The 18,557-nt window shown below is 64.3% G+C and carries 20 protein-coding genes; 19 read left to right on the top strand and 1 reads right to left on the bottom strand.

What is annotated here, in order from left to right:
* Window positions 1–30: 30 nt before the first annotated feature.
* From EEB15_RS06360 to gorA, 15 genes are read left to right on the top strand one after another with little or no spacing between them, the layout of a single operon-like run.
* Window positions 31–1,239, top strand: coding sequence for a CaiB/BaiF CoA-transferase family protein (locus EEB15_RS06360; protein ID WP_141508808.1), 1,209 nt, complete (start codon window positions 31–33; stop codon window positions 1,237–1,239).
* Window positions 1,240–1,250: 11 nt separating this feature from the next.
* A complete protein-coding gene (locus EEB15_RS06355) occupies window positions 1,251–1,931 on the top strand; it encodes an SDR family oxidoreductase (RefSeq protein WP_141508806.1) in 681 nt (226 codons plus the stop codon).
* A 45-nt stretch (window positions 1,932–1,976) separates the two neighbouring features.
* On the top strand, window positions 1,977–2,693 hold the full coding sequence (locus tag EEB15_RS06350) for a glutathione S-transferase family protein (protein WP_141508804.1): 717 nt from the start codon (window positions 1,977–1,979) through the stop codon (window positions 2,691–2,693).
* Window positions 2,694–2,704: 11 nt separating this feature from the next.
* Window positions 2,705–3,424: a glutathione S-transferase family protein gene (locus tag EEB15_RS06345; RefSeq protein WP_141508802.1), complete on the top strand. Its 720-nt coding sequence runs from the start codon at window positions 2,705–2,707 to the stop codon at window positions 3,422–3,424.
* 50 nt (window positions 3,425–3,474) lie between these two features.
* Window positions 3,475–4,902 (top strand): aldehyde dehydrogenase family protein, encoded by a 1,428-nt coding sequence (locus EEB15_RS06340; protein ID WP_141508800.1) that lies wholly within the window; start codon window positions 3,475–3,477, stop codon window positions 4,900–4,902.
* Window positions 4,903–4,933: 31 nt separating this feature from the next.
* Window positions 4,934–6,427 carry a YHS domain-containing protein gene (locus EEB15_RS06335; protein ID WP_141508798.1) on the top strand — a complete coding sequence of 498 codons (1,494 nt, stop codon included), beginning with the start codon at window positions 4,934–4,936 and terminating at the stop codon, window positions 6,425–6,427.
* A gap of 25 nt (window positions 6,428–6,452) precedes the next feature.
* Complete coding sequence (locus EEB15_RS06330; RefSeq protein ID WP_141508796.1) at window positions 6,453–6,719, top strand: toluene-4-monooxygenase system B family protein; 267 nt, start codon at window positions 6,453–6,455, stop codon at window positions 6,717–6,719.
* 9 nt (window positions 6,720–6,728) lie between these two features.
* Window positions 6,729–7,079, top strand: coding sequence for a Rieske 2Fe-2S domain-containing protein (locus EEB15_RS06325; protein ID WP_255466292.1), 351 nt, complete (start codon window positions 6,729–6,731; stop codon window positions 7,077–7,079).
* Complete coding sequence (locus EEB15_RS06320) at window positions 7,076–7,390, top strand: MmoB/DmpM family protein (protein ID WP_199236468.1); 315 nt, start codon at window positions 7,076–7,078, stop codon at window positions 7,388–7,390. The genes EEB15_RS06325 and EEB15_RS06320 overlap by 4 nt, the downstream gene beginning before the upstream one ends.
* A gap of 39 nt (window positions 7,391–7,429) precedes the next feature.
* A complete protein-coding gene (locus EEB15_RS06315) occupies window positions 7,430–8,461 on the top strand; it encodes a toluene hydroxylase (RefSeq protein WP_199236467.1) in 1,032 nt (343 codons plus the stop codon).
* Between the two features lie 22 nt (window positions 8,462–8,483).
* Window positions 8,484–9,512 (top strand): 2Fe-2S iron-sulfur cluster binding domain-containing protein, encoded by a 1,029-nt coding sequence (locus EEB15_RS06310; RefSeq protein ID WP_141508794.1) that lies wholly within the window; start codon window positions 8,484–8,486, stop codon window positions 9,510–9,512.
* A gap of 46 nt (window positions 9,513–9,558) precedes the next feature.
* The gene (locus tag EEB15_RS06305; RefSeq protein WP_158290010.1) at window positions 9,559–10,203 is read left to right on the top strand and encodes an OmpW family protein; all 645 of its coding nucleotides are present in this window, start codon (window positions 9,559–9,561) and stop codon (window positions 10,201–10,203) included.
* A gap of 8 nt (window positions 10,204–10,211) precedes the next feature.
* Window positions 10,212–10,364: a hypothetical protein gene (locus EEB15_RS33605; protein ID WP_158290009.1), complete on the top strand. Its 153-nt coding sequence runs from the start codon at window positions 10,212–10,214 to the stop codon at window positions 10,362–10,364.
* Between the two features lie 25 nt (window positions 10,365–10,389).
* A complete protein-coding gene (locus EEB15_RS06300) occupies window positions 10,390–11,847 on the top strand; it encodes a methyl-accepting chemotaxis protein (RefSeq protein WP_141508791.1) in 1,458 nt (485 codons plus the stop codon).
* Window positions 11,844–13,211 carry a glutathione-disulfide reductase gene (gorA, locus tag EEB15_RS06295; protein ID WP_141508789.1) on the top strand — a complete coding sequence of 456 codons (1,368 nt, stop codon included), beginning with the start codon at window positions 11,844–11,846 and terminating at the stop codon, window positions 13,209–13,211. Before EEB15_RS06300 ends, gorA begins: the two co-directional genes overlap by 4 nt.
* 340 nt (window positions 13,212–13,551) lie before the next feature.
* On the opposite strand, the gene EEB15_RS06290 is transcribed toward gorA, so the two are convergent.
* A complete protein-coding gene (locus tag EEB15_RS06290) occupies window positions 13,552–14,454 on the bottom strand; it encodes a LysR family transcriptional regulator (RefSeq protein WP_370283407.1) in 903 nt (300 codons plus the stop codon).
* Window positions 14,455–14,534: 80 nt separating this feature from the next.
* On the opposite strand from EEB15_RS06290, the gene EEB15_RS06285 reads away from it, so the two are divergent.
* From EEB15_RS06285 to EEB15_RS06270, 4 genes are all read left to right on the top strand, one after another.
* Window positions 14,535–15,842 (top strand): aconitase X catalytic domain-containing protein, encoded by a 1,308-nt coding sequence (locus EEB15_RS06285; RefSeq protein ID WP_141508787.1) that lies wholly within the window; start codon window positions 14,535–14,537, stop codon window positions 15,840–15,842.
* Between the two features lie 5 nt (window positions 15,843–15,847).
* Complete coding sequence (locus tag EEB15_RS06280) at window positions 15,848–16,285, top strand: aconitase X swivel domain-containing protein (protein WP_141508785.1); 438 nt, start codon at window positions 15,848–15,850, stop codon at window positions 16,283–16,285.
* 88 nt (window positions 16,286–16,373) lie between these two features.
* Window positions 16,374–17,345 carry a tripartite tricarboxylate transporter substrate binding protein gene (locus EEB15_RS06275; protein WP_141508784.1) on the top strand — a complete coding sequence of 324 codons (972 nt, stop codon included), beginning with the start codon at window positions 16,374–16,376 and terminating at the stop codon, window positions 17,343–17,345.
* Between the two features lie 10 nt (window positions 17,346–17,355).
* Entirely contained in the window at window positions 17,356–18,540 is a 1,185-nt protein-coding gene (locus EEB15_RS06270; RefSeq protein ID WP_158290008.1) for a YncE family protein, read from the top strand.
* The last annotated feature ends 17 nt before the right edge of the window (window positions 18,541–18,557 follow it).

Genomic DNA, 18,557 nt, shown 5'->3' with positions numbered 1-18,557 from the left:
TCGCGAGGGGCGACGTAAATGGAGACAAGAATGAGTGGACCTTTAGCCGGCATTCGCATCATCGACATGACGACGATGCTGTCGGGCCCCTGGGCGGCGATGATCCTGGCGGATCAGGGCGCCGACGTGATCAAGGTCGAGGTTCCCGAAGCCGGCGATCATGTGCGCTCGCTCGGCAACCAACGCGCCGGCATGTCGGCGATGTTCCTGAACATCAACCGCAACAAGCGCTCGGTCAGCGTGGACGTGAAGAACCCGCAAGGCCGCCAGATCGTGCTGGACCTGGCCAAAGGAGCGGACGTCTTCATGCAGAACTTCCGCCCGGGCGTCGTGGACCGGCTCGGTGTGGGCGAGGCCGACATCCGCGCCGTCGCCCCCAACATCATCTATGCATCCATCAGCGGCTTTGGCGATGTCGGCCCCTGGGTCGGCAAGCCGGTGTACGACCCTGTCATTCAGGCAATCTCGGGACTGACGACAGTGCAGGCCGGCTCCGACGGCGAGCGGCCGCGCCTGATCCGCACTGTGCTGCCCGACAAGCTCGCGGCCGTGACGGTGGCGCAGTCGCTGTCGGCCGCGCTGGTCTCGCGGCACCGCACGGGCGAAGGGCAGCACGTTCGGATCTCGATGCTCGATTCCGTGCTCTATTTCCTGTGGGCTTCGGACATGGGCGCGCAGACATACCCTGACAAGACCATGAGCAACCAGGAAGCCGCCAGCTTCATCGACCTGATTTACGAAACCAAGGACGGGCACATGACCGTGGCCGTGATGAGCAACAAGGAATGGGTCGGACTCACCAAGGCCTTGGACAAGCCCGAATGGCTTGCCGACGCCCGTTTCGCCACCCCGAAGGCACGCGACAGCCACGTGAACGAGCGTCTCCTCATGACGCAAGAGGTGCTCAAAACGCGCACCACGGGCGAATGGATGGAGTGCCTGGAAGCGCACGACGTGCCGTGTGCGCCGGCACTCACGCGCAGCGAAGTGATCCGCCATCCGCAGGTGCTGGCGTCGGAAACGATTGTCGAGGTCGATCACCCCGCCGCGGGTCGCCTGCGCCAAGCCCGTTCGCCAGCGCGATTCGAGCGCACGCCGTCCGAACTGCGGCGCGGCGCGCCGTTGCTCGGGCAGCACAACGACGAGATACTGGCAGAGCTGGGCTATTCCGAATCCATGCGCAACGAACTGCGTTCGGCCCGCATCATCGGCAGCGAGTCTCTGCGCAACAAAACTTGAAAGGAAGTCTGATGAACAACATTCTGGTGGTTGGTGCCGACCGTGGAATCGCCAACGCGATCTGCCGGCAGCTCGAGGCGCGAGGTGAGCATGTTATTGCCGCGTGCATGGGTGCGGGCGAAGGCTTCACCGAAGGTGGCGTCGACACGATCGGCGGCATCGACGTGACATCCCCGCCGGCGGTGGCCAAGCTGGCCGAGGGCCTGCGCTCGCGGGGCGTCCGCCTGGACTGGATTCTGCATGTGGCTGGCGTGCTCGGCCTGGACGAGCTCGGCAAGATCGACTATGACGACATGCGTCGCCAATTCGAGATCAACACATTGGGGCCGCTGCGCGTGGTCGAAGCTTGCTTCCCGTTCCTCGGCCCCAACGCAAAGGTTGGCATCGTGACCAGCCGCGTCGGCTCATTGGGCGACAACAGTTCGGGGGGCATGTACGCCTACCGGGTTTCAAAGGCGGGCGCCAACATGGTCGCCTTGAACCTGCACCACGACCTGATCAAGAAGGGCATCTCGGTGGTCGCGCTGCACCCGGGCATGGTGGCTACGGACCTCACGAAAGACTACCCGGGCAACTACAACTACATCCAGCCGGAAGATGCGGCACGCGGGTTGATCGCCCGCATGGACGAGTTGAGCCCGGCCGCATCCGGACAGTTTCGCCACGCCAACGGGGACAAGCTGCTCTGGTAGCCCCCGGTCATCCACGCCATCGCATCACAACGACAGGAGACAACCATGATCACGCTTTACCAATACCTTCCCGCCTGGACCGTGCCCTGCATCAGCCCGTATGTCACCAAGGTGGCGTACTACATGAAGATGACGGGGCTGACGTACGACACGAAGCCGCAGGACCTGACGCGCCTGGACAAGGACACCCCTGCGGGCAAGCTGCCCTGCATCGTGGACACCGATGGCACGGCGGTGAACGACTCCACCCACATCATCGAGTACCTGAAGGACAAGTACGGCGACAAGCTGGGCGAGGGAGTCACCGCGCAAGACCAGGCGACGATGATGGCTTTCAACCGAATGATCGACGAACACACCTATTGGGTGGCGGTGATTCAGCCGCGGTGGCGCGAGACGGAAAACTGGGAGAAGTACCTGCGGATCATCGCCGGAACCGACGACGTTCCTGCGGGCCTGCGCTCTTTCGCCGACGACTTCCGCTTCCGCATCCTCAACGAGTTCATGAACGGTGGATGGGGCCGCATGCCCGCTGATGTGATCTACCGGCGTGCCCGCACCGACATTGACACGCTGTCCAACTTTCTCGGCGACAAGAAGTTCTTCATGGGTGACCAGCCTCGCTGGGTCGACGCCCCGGTGCTTTCCATCTTGCGCCATATCGTCGACACGCCCTTCAACTTCGACACCAAGGACTACGCGGGGTCGAAGAAGAACCTGGTCGGCTACATGGGCCGCATGAAGGACAAGTTCGGAATCTGATCGGGGTTGCCATGCTCGAGCTCTACTACTACACGTCGCCCAACGCCCGCAAGGCGTTGATGATGCTCGAGGAAATCGGGTTGCCTTACGAGGTTCGGTGGACCGACATCAGCGCAGGCGATCAGCATACCGACGAGTACGAGAGGATCAACCCAAACCGGAAGATACCGGCCCTGGTTGATCACCACGGACCCGGAGGTCGGCCGCTCAAGGTGTTCGAATCGGGCGCCATCCTGCTGTACTTGGCCGAGAAGACCGGCAAGCTCGTGCCGACCGATCCGATCCGCCGCTGGAACGTCATTCAATGGCTGTTCTGGCAGACATCGAGCCAAGGTCCGCTGCTCGGACAAGCCGCGCACTTCGTGAGCCATGCAGCGAACCGCGGGATCGGCGTCGAATACGCGGTCGATCGGTACCGAAGGGAAGCCGCCCGGCTCTACGGCGTGCTGGAGCGGCAGCTTGCGGGACGCGACTACATCGATGGGGAGTTTTCCATCGCCGACATCGCGGTCTTTCCCTGGGTGCGTGTGGCGAAGGGACAGGGGGTGAACCTGGACGACTTTCCCAACGTCAAGCGTTGGTGCGACGCAGTTGGCGGGCGGCCCTCGGCATTGAAGAAGCTTGACCGCGATGAGGCCACCAAGCAGGCGGCCAAGACCAGTTACTACACCGACGAAACCTGGAACGTGCTATTTGGCGGCAAGTCGCCAGCCCCCGCAACCGCCGCCTGACACCTGACACCTGACACCTGAAACCTGACACCTATTCAAGCAGTACAGCCATGACCGCAGCCCAACTCTCATTGCACCGCATGTCCATCGACGGCGAGCTCGTCACCGCGTCCGCCACGCTGGAAGTCATCGACCCAGCGACTGCCGCCCCCTTCGCCACAGTGCCTGACTGCAGCCGCGAGCAGCTCGAGTCGGCCGTCAAGGCGGCGCAGCGCGCTTTCACCAAATGGGGTGCAGAGCCTTTCGAAGAGCGGCGGCGCCTCGTGAATGCCTTCATCGAAGCGGTGGTGGCTGACGTGGAGACGCTGGCCTCGCTGATCACCCACGAGCAGGGCAAGCCGCTGGCAAAGGCCAAGAGCGAAATCAACTCCGCGGTGTTCTTCTCGCGCGGCTATGCCGCGCTGGACTTGGCGCCGCAGGTGCTGCGCGACACGGCCACGCAACGCGTCGAGCTGCGCCGCCGCCCCCTCGGCGTCGTCGGGGCCATCACCGCCTGGAACTACCCGGTGCTGCTGGCAATGTGGAAGATCGTGCCTGCCGTACTCGCCGGCAACACGGTGGTGCTCAAGCCATCGCCCTACACGCCGCTGGCGACCTTGCGCCTGGGTGAATTGGCGCAGAAGGTATTCCCTCGCGGCGTCGTCAATGTGGTTTCGGGCGGCAACGCACTCGGCGCCTGGATGACCGAGCACCCTGGCATCCGCAAGATCGCTTTCACCGGCTCCGGGCCGACCGGCAAGCGCATCATGGCCAGCGCAGCCGGCAACCTCAAGCGCCTGACACTCGAATTGGGCGGCAACGACGCGGGCATCGTACTGGCAGATGCGGACCCGGCCAAGGTCGCTGCAGACCTGTTCTGGGCCAAGTTCTCGAACTGCGGCCAGGTGTGCGCTGCGCTCAAGCGCATGTACGTGCATCGCAGCGTCTACGCAAAAGTCTGCGAAGAGCTGGTGAAATTCGCGGCCACCGTGAAGATCGGCAACGGCATGGAAGAGGGCATGGACATCGGCCCGATCCAGAACAAGGCGCAGTACGACCTGGTCCACGCGATGGTGGACGAAGCCTTGGAAGCTGGCGCCGAGGTGCTCTACCGCAGCCCGGTCCCGGCGGGCCCTGGCCTCTTCCTGCCGATCACCATCCTCACCAACGTCACACCCGCAATGCGCGTGGTGAAGGAAGAAGTCTTCGGCCCGGTGCTGACGATCACACCCTACGACGACGAGGAAGATGCACTGCGCTGGGCCAACGAGACCGAATACGGCCTGGGTGGCTCGGTGTGGGGCAGCGACATCGAGCACGCCGCTGGTCTGGCCGCGCGCCTGGACTCGGGCGGTGCCTGGGTCAACCAGCATCCGGCCATGGGCCCGGACATCCCCTTCGGTGGCGTCAAGGGTTCGGGCCTCGGCGTCGAACTCGGCCAGCTGGGACTGGAGGAATACACCTCTGTCCAGGTGCTGAACGTGAAGCTCGGTGGCTGAAACCCGAATCCCAATAACAGGAGACAGACAAATGGCATTGCTCAGCAGAGACGATTGGTACGACATCGGCCGTGACGTCGAATGGACGCTCTCGTACGTCGACGAGAAGGAAGCCTTTCCCGAGGCCTGGACCGGCGGCGGCAACGTGCCCAAGGCCGCATGGGACGAGTGGGATGAGCCCTTTCGCGTGACCTTCCGCGACTATGTGCGGGTGCAGCGCGAGAAGGAGGCCGGCGCCTATGCGGTGCGCGAAGCCTTGAAGCGCGCCAATGTCTACGACAAGCTCGACCCGGGCCATACCGCGTCGTCGCAGCTGCACATGGGAACGACCTGCATGGTCGAGCAGATGGCCGTGACCATGCAAAGCCGCTTCTGCCGTTTTGCCCCCACGCCGCGTTGGCGCAACCTGGGCGTGTTCGGCATGCTCGACGAGATCCGCCACGCGCAGCTCGATCTCGCTTTTTCGCACGATTTGCTGAAACACGACGAGCGCTTCGACTGGTGCAACAAGGCCTTCCACACCAACGAGTGGGGCGTGCTGGCCGTCAAGAACTTCTTCGACGACTGGATGCTCAATGCGAACTGCATTGAAGCGGCGATGGCCACCAGCCTGGTGGTGGAGCACGGCTTCACCAACATCCAGTTCGTGGCCCTCGCAGCCGATGCCATGGAAGCGGGGGACATCGACTTCTCCAACCTTCTCTCCAGCATCCAGACCGACGAGGCGCGCCACGCGCAGCTGGGGTTTCCCACGCTCGAAGTGCTGATGAAGCACGACCCCAAGCGTGCGCAGTACATCTTCGACGTGTCGTTCTGGCGTTCGTTCCGCCTGTTCCAGACGCTCACCGGCACGGCCATGGACTACTACACGCCCGTGGCCAAGCGCAAGATGTCGTTCAAGGAATTCATGATGGAGTGGGTGGTGCACCACCATGAGCGCACCATGAAAGACTTCGGCCTGGCCAAGCCCTGGTACTGGGAGACCTTCCTGCAATGCCTGGACCACGGCCACCACGCGATGCACATCGGCACCTGGTTCTGGCGGCCCACCCTGTTCTGGAAACCCAACGCCGGCGTCTCCAAGGCCGAGCGCAAATGGCTCAATGAAAAGTACCCCAACTGGGAAGACAGCTGGGGCGGCCTGTGGGACGAAATCATCGCCAACGTCAACAACGGCGAGATGGCGCAGACCTATCCCGAGACGCTGCCGGCACTGTGCAACATCACGCAGCTGCCGCTGGGCTCGGCCTGGGACCGGCATCATTTGAAGATGTACACCAGCGAGTACAAGGGGCGCCTGTACAACTTCGACTCCGACGTGTCCAAGTGGATCTTCGACACGGAGCCCGAGCGCTACGCCGGCCACACCAACGTGATCGACCGCTTCCTGCTCGGCCAGATCCAGCCGATGAATCTGGCGGGCGGCCTGCAGTGGATGGGCATCACGCCCGAGGTGATGGGCGATGACGCGTTCGCCTACAAGTGGGCTGCCGACTACGCGGCGCCTCAACGCAAAGCCGCGTGAAGCACGCAACCCCAAGGAGAAGCACATGGCTTTATTTCCCGTTTACGGCGTGTTCGCCGGCGACTTCGTGCCGCACCTGGTGGCGGTGGATACCGAGGACACCATGGACCAGGTGGCCGCGAAGATCGCGGTTCACAGCGTCGGCCGGCGCGTGCCGCGTCCGCCAGGCAACGCCGGCTACCGGGTTCAGATCGGCGGCAAGACGGTCGCCAATGAGCAGTCCCTGCTGCAGGTGCTGGCCGAGACAGGCCTCAAGCCCCTGGAGTGGGTCACCGTCAGCTGGAACAAGTAGGTGCAGGCAGTGAGCAGCACTACCAAGCAGGCGTTCGTCGAAGTCTGTGCCGTCGAGGACTTGTGGATGGGCGAGATGGAGAGCTTCGAGGTCGCCTCGCATGAGGTCCTCATCCTCAACGTCGACGGCGAGCTGCAGGCCTTCGACGGCATCTGCCCGCACCAGAGCGTGTCGCTGGTCGAGGGCCGGTTCGACGGCAAGGTGTTGACCTGCCGCGCCCACGAATGGAGCTTCGATGCCTGCACGGGCGAGGGCATCAACCCCAAAGCCGAATGCCTGAGACGCTTCGCGCTGCGCATCGAGGGCGGAAAAGTGTTCGTGTCCACCGACCCGAGCGAAGAACAAGGAGAGACTGCATGACGACAGAACGAGTGTTCATGACCGACGCGGTGGAGTACGACGCCGTCGGCCCCATCATGCGCAGCGGCGACATCGCCGACGCGGTGATCGATGCCGTGGCCGAGGACAACCCCGGGCGCGACGTGTACGTGACAGACCGGGGCGACTACCTGCACATCCACACACTGATGGATTGCCGGCTCACCCGCGCCAGCCTTGAGCGAAATCTGGGCCGCAGCTACGACCTGTCGATGCTGGAGATCGAAATGCCGTCTTTCGCGGGGCGCATGCAGACCAGCGACAAGGAATACCGCTGGTACCTCAAGTCCTGAACACGCCAGCCGCCAGCAAACAAAGACCGGAGACAAACCATGACCGCCACCCCTTCTGTGCCCCAGCTGCGCACACGCCGCACCAAGACCTGGTCGAGCTTCGGCCAGCTCGGCCGCAAGCCGAACGAGTACGAGATCGTCACCCACAACATGAACCACACGGTGGGCGCGACGCCATTGGAGATGGGTCCGGGCGTGCACGGCAACCAGTGGCTGCTGAAGCACCGCGACGGCAATGCGCTGAAGGTCGCCAAGCTGGATGCTTTCCGCGATCCAGACCAGATGACGTATCGCAAGTACACCCAGGCGATGGACGAGCAGGAAACCTACATCGACGGCTTGCTGCAGCATTACAGCCAGGTCCAGGCCAGTGACGCCGCACTCACGCCCGCGGCGCTCGACCTGCTGTCAGCGGCCATGGCGCCGACGCGCTATCTTGGCCATGGGTTGCAGATGGTCACCGCCTATGTGCAGCAACTGGCGCATTCCAGCTATGTGGCCAACTGCGCGGCCTTCCAGACGGCGGACCAATTGCGTCGCGTGCAGCGCGTGGCGTATCGCACGCGCCAGCTCGCCAACGCCCATCCCCAGCGCCGGTTTGGCGCCGCCGAGCGCCAACTGTGGGAAGCCGATTCCGATTGGCAACCCACCCGGAAGGCCATCGAGAGTCTCTTGCTGGCTTTCGATTGGGACCAGGCTTTCGTCGGGCTCAATCTTGTCGTCAAGCCGGTGGCGGATGAACTGTTCCTCAAGTCTTTCGCCGACGTCGCCCGCGAGCAGGGCGACGAACTGGACGCGATGATCGCCGAGAACCTCTACCTCGACGCGCAGCGCAGCCGCCGCTGGACGGCTGATGCCACCCGGGCCATGGTGCAAGCCGATTCAGGCAATGCAGCGGTACTGCGCGGGCACTTGGCGCAATGGCGCCCGCACGGGCAGGCCATGCTCGAATCCGGCAGCCGCCTGCTCGCGCGCCACGCGCCGGGCACGCAGGCAGGCGCCATCGCCGACCGCGCCGGGACGCAATGGCTGGCGTTCCTCGCCGACGCCGGCCTCGGCCCGCAAGACTAGCCCCGCCACACCGGAGACCGCCATGATGAACTCGGCCCACGAGGGCCCGGGGGCTCGCGTTCGCGTGGAGCCTGACGGGCGAAGCTTTGCCTGCGCACCCGGGCAAACGCTTCTTGCGGCAGCCCTCGCCGCCGGGATCGACCTGCCGTACGAGTGCGCAAGCGGCAGCTGCGGCACTTGCCGCGGCCAGTTGGCCGCCGGTGAAGTCGGGTCGCTTTGGCCCGATGCGCCAGGACTGAGTGAGCGCGACCGGCGCAAGGGCGACCGCATCCTGTGCTGCCAAAGCATCCCACAGGGCGACTGCGTCATCAAGCTGCGGGCGGGCGACGAGCGTGTGCACACGCCGCCCGCGCCCTTGGGCGCCACTGTGCGCAGCGTCCGAACGCTCAATCCCGACGTCATCCACCTGGTGCTGGAGGCGCAGCAGCCGGTGGATTTTCTGCCAGGGCAGTTCATGCTGTTCGCACTGGGTGCTGGTATTGGCCGCCGCGCCTATTCCATGGCCAACGTTGCGCAAGGCACTGGCCAGCTGGAGTTCCTCATCAAGCGCAAGCCCGGCGGGGCGGCCAGCCGCTTCTTCTTCGAGCAAATCAAGCCGGGCGACTGGCTTGATCTCGAGGGACCGTACGGCCGCGCCTGGCTGCGCCACGAGAGTCAGCGCGATGTCGTATTGCTGGCGGGCGGTTCCGGCCTTGCGCCAATCTGGTCCATTGCCCAGGGAGCGCTGGCGCGCTCACCGCAAGGCCCACTGCGGCTGTACTTCGGTGTCAACCGCGCGCAAGACCTGTTCTGGCTGGCCGAGATGGAACAGGCGCAACAGCGGCATTCAAACCTTCAGATTGATTTGGTGCTAATGAACCCGGCGCCTGGTGACCCGGTGGTGTGCCGGGCAGGCACGGCAGGCTCAGCCCTCGCCGCGGACATCGACGACCTGCAGTCCTGTGATCTGTACATGGCGGGCCCGCCCGGGCTCATCGACAACGCGATGCGCGAGCTGGTGGCCACCGGCCGCGCCCGCGCCGACCGGGTTTTCTATGACCGCTTTTGCTGACGTACGAAGCGGCAACCACCCCCTGACCACAACGAGGAAACATGAGATGAAATTGACCATAAGAAACGCCGCGCTGGCTGGCTTGCTGATGCTGCCGGGCCTGGCCCTGGCGCAGAGCCCTAACCCTTGGTGGGTCCACGTAGGCCCGGTGAACGTGACGTTCCACACCAGCGCCGACGTCAGCCTGGGCGGAGCCGCTGTTCCGGGCGCGGGCCTGGCCGCAAGCAGCAACACTACGCTTGGCCTGGAAGTCGGGTATGACCTGACTCCCAATCTGGCCGCGCGCGTGACGGTGGGCGTGCCGCCGACGACGCGGATCACCGGCACCGGTCCGCTGGCCGGCGCGGGAGAGCTGGGGCGCCTGAAGTACGGGCCGGCCGTGGCCTCGCTGACGTGGGCGTTCGACGGCATGGGCGCGGTACGGCCATACCTGGGCGCGGGTATCAACTACACCATCGTGCTTGCGTCTAAAGACGGCGTGATCACATCGCTGGATGCGAAAAACGCGTTCGGCGGCGTGCTGCAGGCCGGCGTCGATCTGCCTCTCGACAAGCGTTGGGGAGTTTTCCTGGACGTGAAGAAAATCTTTCTCAAGACCACGGCGACGGGCATGGTGGGTCCGGCCCCCGCGAACGCATCGGTGCGGCTCAACCCCCTGCTGGTGCACGCCGGTGTGAGCTACCGCTTCTGAGTCCGCCCATGGCACCGCAGCAGGCTGCCGCGGCTGGAACCGGCACCGGACGTGCCCACGTCGTGGTCGCGGTCTGGCTGGCCGCTACGTTGGTGCTGTCGTGGTTGCTCAACCCCGTGACCATTGTTGACATCTTGCCGTATTGCACCACGGCCCGTTGATCGATCCAAGCAAGGAGTACACAGCATGGCATCACCCCGCCCAAACAAGGAGCTGGCGTTCTACCAGCGAGCGCATGGCTTCGCGCTCGGGTCCGCGCTGGCGCACCTTCTCGTGTGCGTCGCATTCGCGCCCTTCACCAACACGTGGCTGCTCGCCCTCCTCATCGGTGCCCCAGCGCTGGCTGTGCCCTGGTACGTGAGCAGCTTGCACCCCACGCGGCTGATTTCACGCATGGTGATGGCTGTTGCATTCATGATCTTCACGGGCTTGATCATCCTGCAGACACGTGGTGACCTGGAAGCGCACTTCAGCTTCTTCGTCATGCTGGCGGTTCTGGTGGCCTACTGCGACTGGCGGCCGATCGTGCTGGCCTACGGGGCCATCGCGCTGCACCACCTGGTGTTCGTGCTGCTGCAACCCAGCGGCATGGGCTTGTGGGTGTTCAACGACGGCCGTGGTCTGTGGGGGCACTTCTGGGTTCATGCGGCGGTCGGCGGCGCCGAGACGCTGGTTCTGTCATACGTTGCGATGGCACTGCGCAAGCTGGTGTTTTCGTCGTTCGAGGTGGCGGACATGGCCGAGCGCATCGCCCAGGGCAAGATCCAGACGACCGCCGGCGTGTCGGCCTCGCCGCGCTCTGAGATGGAGGTGGCCATGATCGGCATGCAGCGCCGCCTGGGCGGCGCGATCGGCCAAATCGATGTTTCGGCCAAGGCCCTTGCCGAGACGGTTGCCAGCATCGCTTCGGGCACGGCGGATCTATCGACGCGCACCGAACGCAGCGCCACCCACATCCACACAGCAACTGGCGAGCTCCAGCGGTTCGCCAGCGGTGCGCAAAAGACCGTTGAGCAGACGATGCAGGCAGACGACTTCGGTCGCAGAGTGCAGAGCGCGGCGCAGGAGATCGGCCTTATAGTGCGCGAGGCAATCGAAACCATGAACGGCCTGAAACAGAAGTCGCGGCACATGGGAGAGGCTGTCGCGGTCGTCGAGACCATCGCGCGAAAAACAGGTGTACTGGCCGTTGACGCCGGAGTCAAGGCTAGCCGCGGTGGCGAACACAAGACAGGGTTTTCCGAGACGGCTATCGAAGTTCGCCGCCTGGCCGAACAAGCCGGCCGCTCCGCAGTCGAAGTGCGGACCTTGCTTGCGCAGGCAAGCGATCAGATCGCGCATGGTGCCGAGCGGATGGCCGAAGCGGGCCGGTCGCTGGAAGAGCTGCTCGCTTCTGCCCCACGAGCCTCTGGCCTGATGAGCCAGTTGTCGCAACAGGCCCGGCAGGACCTGGTTCGCCTGGGCGGGATCAGCACTACGCTGCAGGCCGTTGATAGCTCGATCCAGCAGAACGCGTCGTTCGCCGCCGAAGTGGCCAGGGCCTTGAAAGCATTGCAGAAGCACCAGACGGCGCTGGACCAATCGCTGCTGGCCTTCACGGTCGAGGACCATACGCCAACGCAGACTGCTCTGGCTGCTGCATGAGCGGTCGCTACCATTACGATCTGCTCACCATCGGCGCCGGATCCGGCGGCGTGGCTGCATCGCGCCGGGCGGCGAGCCACGGCGCGCGCGTGGCCATCTGCGAACAAGACCGGGTCGGTGGCACCTGTGTGATCCGGGGCTGCGTGCCCAAGAAGATCCTCATGTATGCGTCCGAGTTCGCCGATGCGTTGCACGACGGGCCCGGCTACGGCTGGAAGATGGAGGGCCGCTTTGACTGGGCGGTGTTGCAGGCCCAGCAGGCAGGCGAAGTGGCGCGCCTGGAGCGGCTCTACCAAAGCATGCTGCGGGATGCCGGAGTGGAGTTGGTGCGCGGCGCTGCGCGCCTGGTGGACGCACACACGGTGCAGGTTGGCGGCAGCACGCTCACCGCCGAGCACATTCTCATTGCGACTGGCGCGCGGCCGGTCGTGCCGGATGTTGCGGGATCGGATCTGTTCCAGACCTCCGACGATCTTTTTGCTTGGCCCGAGCTTCCCGATGAAGTGGTGATTGTGGGCGGCGGTTACATCGCCTCGGAATTCGCCGGCATCCTCAATGGACTCGGGTCGGGTACCACGGTATTGGCGCGCGGCCCCAGCCTGTTGAGCGGCTTCGATGCCGACGTGCAGGCTGCTTTGTACGAGCAGATGAAGGCGCGCGGCATCCGCATCGTGTTGAATCAGCCGGTGCGTTCCGTGAAGCGCTCGGACGGCAATCGCCTTCTGGTCGCTACTGCGGTTTCGACCCTTGCGTGCGACGCGGTCGTGGCGGCGACCGGGCGTCAACCGAACACGGCCTCGCTTGGGCTCGAAGACATTGGCGTCGTGCTCGGCCCCTCCGGCGCCATTCCGATCGATGAGGCCTGCCGCACGCGGGTGTCCAGCGTGTACGCCGTCGGCGACGTCACGGACCAGGTCAACCTCACGCCAGTGGCGATCGCGCAAGGGCGCTCCTTGGCCGACTCCCTGTTTGCCGGCGTGCCGTTCTGGTATCGCGCCGACGATGTGCCCAGCGCTGTCTTTAGTCAGCCGCCAGTCGCTTGTGTCGGCGTCACGGAACAGGACGCGGCGCGCGACGGCTTGGCATTCGACGTGTACCAGACTGCTTTCAAACCCTTGAAGAACACGGTGTCCGGCCGGTCCGAGCGCACGATGATGAAGTTGATCGTGGAGCGCGAGTCGCAGCGCGTCGTGGGCTGTCACATGGTGGGTCGCGATGCGCCCGAGATCATGCAGGGCGTAGCCATCGCCATGAAGAGTGGGGCGCGCAAGATCGATTTCGACCGCACGGTTGGCATCCATCCCACCGCGGCAGAAGAGATGGTGACTCTTCGCACGCCTAGGGCGGGCACCGACTCGAACTGATCGGATTGTGGCGGGGCAGGGCCATACGCAGACTCTTCGTGCCTTGACGGCGGGCCGAGCCTGGCTACGTCGTCGTGGCTGGTCTAAGTGCGGCGCAAAGTAGCGTTGTGACTGTCACAATGCGCCGACGCTCCGTTTGACCGGAGATGGGCCACTTGCGTTCCAAGTTCGCGGATCAGCTGCACGGTGCGCATAGAAGCGCCCAAAGCTGCATGCACCACGCAAACTACCTGGCGGTATTAGCAGCTTTCCCCAATTCAGCCAAGAGACTGAAGGCTTGCGAGTCCGCGGCGCGGTGCATCATGGACGGATACCCGCTTTCAGCCATGAGATTCGCCGCTCACCCCGTCTGGAAGATCCGGCCGAAGTCGCACTGTTCTTGCGCAAGCGTCGCGATGGACAACACAAGACTGCTCGGCCGGTCGCCCTTGCAGACAGCAGCGTAGGGCGCCACCGGTAAGGCAGGCGTCACGGAGAGAACCTCGAGCGCGCCCGTGTCGACCATCGGAGCGAGGCACTTGCGTGGCAGGTAGCTGATGCCCATGCCGGAGATCGTGAGGCCGATCATGGCCACGAGGCTGGTGCTGAACACCGTGTGCTCCGGCTTGATGCCGATCGAGAGCATCCACCGGTTGTAGAGCTGGCCCGTGCCGGACCGCTCATCCTGGGTCAGGAGCCGGTGTTCCGCGAGTTCCTGCATGCGAATCCGGTGCCGCCGACGCACCATGCCGGGCTTGCACATCCACGTGTGCTCGACCACGCCGACCCGTTTGGAAAGGAACCGTTGATCGTCGAAAACGTCCGGAACGATCATGAGGTCCACTTCGTCGGCAAGCAGTTTGTCACGCAGCATGACGCTTGCGTCGACATGGGGTTCGATGATGACGCGCGGATACCTGGCTTGGATCGCACTGACGAGGCGGGGCAGCCAAGTCATCGCGGTGAGCTCGGTAACGCCGATGCGGACGTGTCGCTCCAGCACCTCGGCGCGCTGAAATCGTTCCACCGTGACATCGCGCAGGTCGAGCAACTGCTTGGCGAGCAGGAACATCTCCTCGCCTTTTTCGGTGAGCTTCGCCCTGTGCGCGGAGCGATCGAACAAGGGGGTCTCAAACACCGACTCCAGCTCCTGCACCCGCTTCGACACGGCCGACTGCGTGGTGTGCAGCTTGCTGGCGCCTTGCGCAAAGCCGCCCGCCTGCACAACCCAGAAGAACGCTTCGAGTTGCTTGAACGTCATCATGGTCTTGCTCCGCCGTACCGCCAAGTTGATCTCGAAGTGGAATATAGCCTCATTCCGATTTATCGCTTTTGCTAATCGAGATGGCGGACCAGAATTCACCCATCGAAGGGCGCCTCGCGAGAGATGCGCAACAAGGAGACAAGCAAATGGTTTTGACTGAAGAAGAAGCGGCAATGCTCGACGGCGGCAAGGGAGCTGCCGTGCAGAAGGCGATGCAGATCCTGGTGGCCTTGGGCGAAAGCTTCGGCGCCGAACGGCTCGTGCCGGTGAACAACGTCCACATGGCTGGATCGTCGGTGCTGGTCGCCGAAGAGGCCGGCACTCGATTCGTCGAGGACATCCGGAATCAGGGCGGAAAGTTCGTGACCCGCGTCACGACCAACCCCACTGCCGTCGATCCCACGCAATGGCGGGAGATCGGCATTCCCGAATCGGACAGCGTCCTGCAGACCCGCCTGACCAATGCGTATGCGGGCATGGGCGCGAACAGCTGCAACACCTGCATTCCCTACCTAGTGGGCAACATGCCGCGCTTCGGCGAGCATATGGCATGGGGCGAGTCGTCCGCGGTCGTGTTTGCCAATTCCGTTTGCGGCGCCCGCACGAACAGGGAAGGAGGGCCAAGCGGACTGGCCTCGGCCCTGACAGGCCGCACGCCGGAATATGGCTACCACTTGAAGCAGAACCGCTACGGCAAGTTCCTGGTGAAGGTGGAGGCAAAGCTGCGTGACATGACCGACTACGGAACACTCGGCTACTTCACAGGCAAGATCGCCGGGCAGGACACGCCGGTCTTCACCGGCATGCCGACCGACCCGACCCTGGAGCAGTTGAAGGCGCTGAGTGCCGCGCTGGCTTCTTCCGGATCGGTGAGCATGTTCCATGCGGTCGGGGTCACTCCCGAAGCTTCGACGCTGCAGGAGGCTTTCGGCGGAGGGGCTCCGCAGAAGGTGCTTGTCTTTGGTGACGCCGAAAGGGAGCAGGCGGAGGCAGCCTTAAATAGAGAACCGTCCGACCACGTGGATTGGATTCTCGTCGGGTGTCCTAACGCCTCGGTGCAGGAGATTCGCGAGGTCGCTGAAGCCCTCCAAGGCAAGAAGGTCCACAAGGATGTCGCGCTCTGGGTGACCACGGCAGGCGCGATGCATGCCATGGCCGAACGCAACGGCTACATCCGGACGATCGAGGAAGCGGGCGGCATCGTGGTGCGCGAAACCTGTCCCTTCCTCGCTCGCAGTCGCGTGATCGCGCCGAACAAAGGCTACAAAACGCTGACCACCAACTCGGCCAAGATGGCGTTCTATGCGCCGGGCCAGTTCGGCCTTCCCACGCACTACGGGAATCTGGACAGGGTCATGCAAGCCGCCATCAACGGCGTCTGGAGGTAGGCGCCATGATGACTGACAAGCTCATCTTGAAGGGCCGCAAGATCGTCACGGGCAAAGCCAGCGGCGAGGCTGTTGTGACCCGGGAGGCCATCAGCTTCAATGGCGGCGTCGACAACATGACGGGAATCGTCACCGAACCCGGGCACGAGATCGAAGGCGTGAACATCGCCGGCAAGATTCTTGTGTTCCTTACCGGAAAGGGGTCCACCGGCGGCTCGTACAAGATTTACGACATGGTGTCGCGCGGCACAGCCCCGGTTGCTTTCGTCCAAGTGAGCCCCGAAGGCGTGACTACCATCGGCGCCATTATCGGAAACATTCCGGTCGTGGCGGGTCTGGACCAGGATCCGACGCACGTTATTTCCAACGGAGATTTCGTCGAGGTCGACGCTGATGCCGGCACCGTCTCCGTGACCATTCGAGACGCTTCAGGCAGTTCTTAGCCTTTCCGCAATCCCGCAACGAGCCCCTCTGTTGATTCAAGGGCCGGCCGCGCCATGCGGCAGCCCGAAACACACCCAGGAGACATTCATGACCCGACGCCCGTTCTTTCGCCTCACACTCGCCGCCTGCCTGGCTGCCACTGGCTTGGCATCCCATGCCCAGGAGTGGCCGTCGAGGAAGCCCATCACCCTGGTCGTGCCATTCGCCGCAGGCGGCAGCACCGATTCCACGGCGCGCCTGCTGGCCGAGAGGTTGAGCAAGGAGCTGGGCCAGCAGGTCATCGTCGACAACAAGGCGGGTGCCGGCAGCAACATAGGTTCAGCCTACGTGGCCAAGTCGGCGGCCGACGGCTACACGCTCCTTTTCGCCACGAGCACGATCGCCACGAATGTCACCCTGTACAAGAGCATGGGCTTCGATCTGCGCAAGGACCTCGTGCCGGTTTCACAAGTTGCCCTGATCCCCAACGTGCTGACTGTCAACAATGACTTGCCTGCGAAGTCCCTTCAAGAGTTCGTCGACCACGTGCAGAAGAAGAAGGGCCCCGTCAACTACGGCTCGGCGGGCAGCGGCTCGGCCTCGCACCTGTCGGGGGCCCTGTTCAACAGCATGGCCAAGGGCGACATGCAGCACGTCGCCTACAAGGGTGGTGCGCCCGCCAACACCGACCTCATCGGCGGGCAGATTCAGGCGGTCTTTTCGCCGTTGGTCGAGGTAATGCCGTTCATCGAGGGCGGCAAACTGCGCGCCCTCGGCGTGACGACGAAGGCCCGCTCGCAGCGACTGCCCAATGTGCCGGCGATAGCGGAGTCACTTCCGGGCTTCGAGGTGTCGCTTTGGAACGGCGTTCTGACGCCTGCAGCCACCCCGCCTGCCGTCGTGGCCAGACTTGCCACCGCCATCCAGAAGGTGACGCAAGAGCCGGCGTTCCGCAAGGCCCTTTCCGACCAGGGGTCCACGCCCGTCGGCAACGGGCCAGTCGAGTTCAAGAAGATCCTCGACCAGGAGATCGACAAGTGGGGCAATCTGGTGAAGATCTCCGGCGCCACGGTCGAGTGACGAAATGGCAATGTTGCAACGAACTCTGTTGATTCTGCGGCGCGCGCTCGCAGTGGTCACCGTCGCCGTCCTCGCGGGATGTGCCGGCATGACGGAGGCTCTCGATACGCCTTCGTACTTCCTCTCCGTCCAGGACGGGCGCGCCGGCCTGGTGGATGGACGATCGGTAGTGCGCGGAGCGGCGGACTCGCTTGCCGTGGTCGAGGTCGCGGCGGGCCGCCTGCGCGTGGCACAACAGATCGCCATGCCGACATCGCTGGTCGGGCCGCCGAGCTCAATCGCCATTGCATCCGGCGGCCGGCTGGCACTGGTTAGCGCGGCCACCCGCCGTGATCCGTTGGATGCCACCAAGGTGGCTGCATTCGACCTCGTGTCGGTGGTGGCGCTCGACCCGTCCGGGAACGCGCCACCGCGCGTCGTATCGAGCGTGCGTGCTGGTGCGGGTGCGTCCGGCATCTCCATCAACCGTGCGGGCACGCTGGCCCTGGTAGCCAATCGCGTCGAAGGCTCGGTCTCCGTCCTCGCCATCGAGGGTGAACAGGTCCAGGCCGTGGGGAAAGTGGCGCTCGGCGACAAGTCCGGGCCCGCGCACGTAGCGTTCACCGCCGATGGCCGGCGCGCCCTCGTCAGCCGTGACGGTGACAACCGCATCAGCCTCCTGGCCATCGAAGGTCGCTCGGTCACGCTCGAGGCGCGCGAGATCTATGCGGGCCTGCGTCCCTATGGTCTCGATGTCTCACCGGACGGTGCGTGGGCCGCCGTCGGCAACCTCGGAGCAGGCCAGGGCGACGCCGACACGATCAGCCTGATCGACCTCAGGGCCCAGCCGCCCCGCGTTGTCGACACAGTCTCTGCCGGCCAAACGCCTGAAGGCATTTTCTTCTCGCCCGATGGGCGCTTTCTGGGCGTGACCGTCATCGACGGCAGCAACAAGCCGAAGGGGTCAGCCTTTCACGGCACGGCGCGCTATCGCTTGTTCGGCATCACCGATGGCCGCCTTCACGCGGTCGCGCAGGTCGTCGGGGGCCAATGGCTGCAAGGCCACGCCTTCACGCCCGATGGGCGTTCGGTGCTGGTGCAGGACGCCGCAAACCGGCAGATCCGCCTGTACCGAAACGTTGCCGGCGACCTAACCGACACCGGCGAGCGGCTGCAGCTCGACGCCGCGCCTTCCGCGCTCAAGCTCTGGCGCTGAGGCTGAGGCTGGCCAGC

Source organism: Ramlibacter sp. WS9, from assembly GCF_003797765.1.
Taxonomy (GTDB): Bacteria; Pseudomonadota; Gammaproteobacteria; order Burkholderiales; family Burkholderiaceae_C; genus Ramlibacter.
Note: the sequence above shows the minus strand (reverse complement) of the source record. Positions and strands in the feature narration are given on the sequence as shown.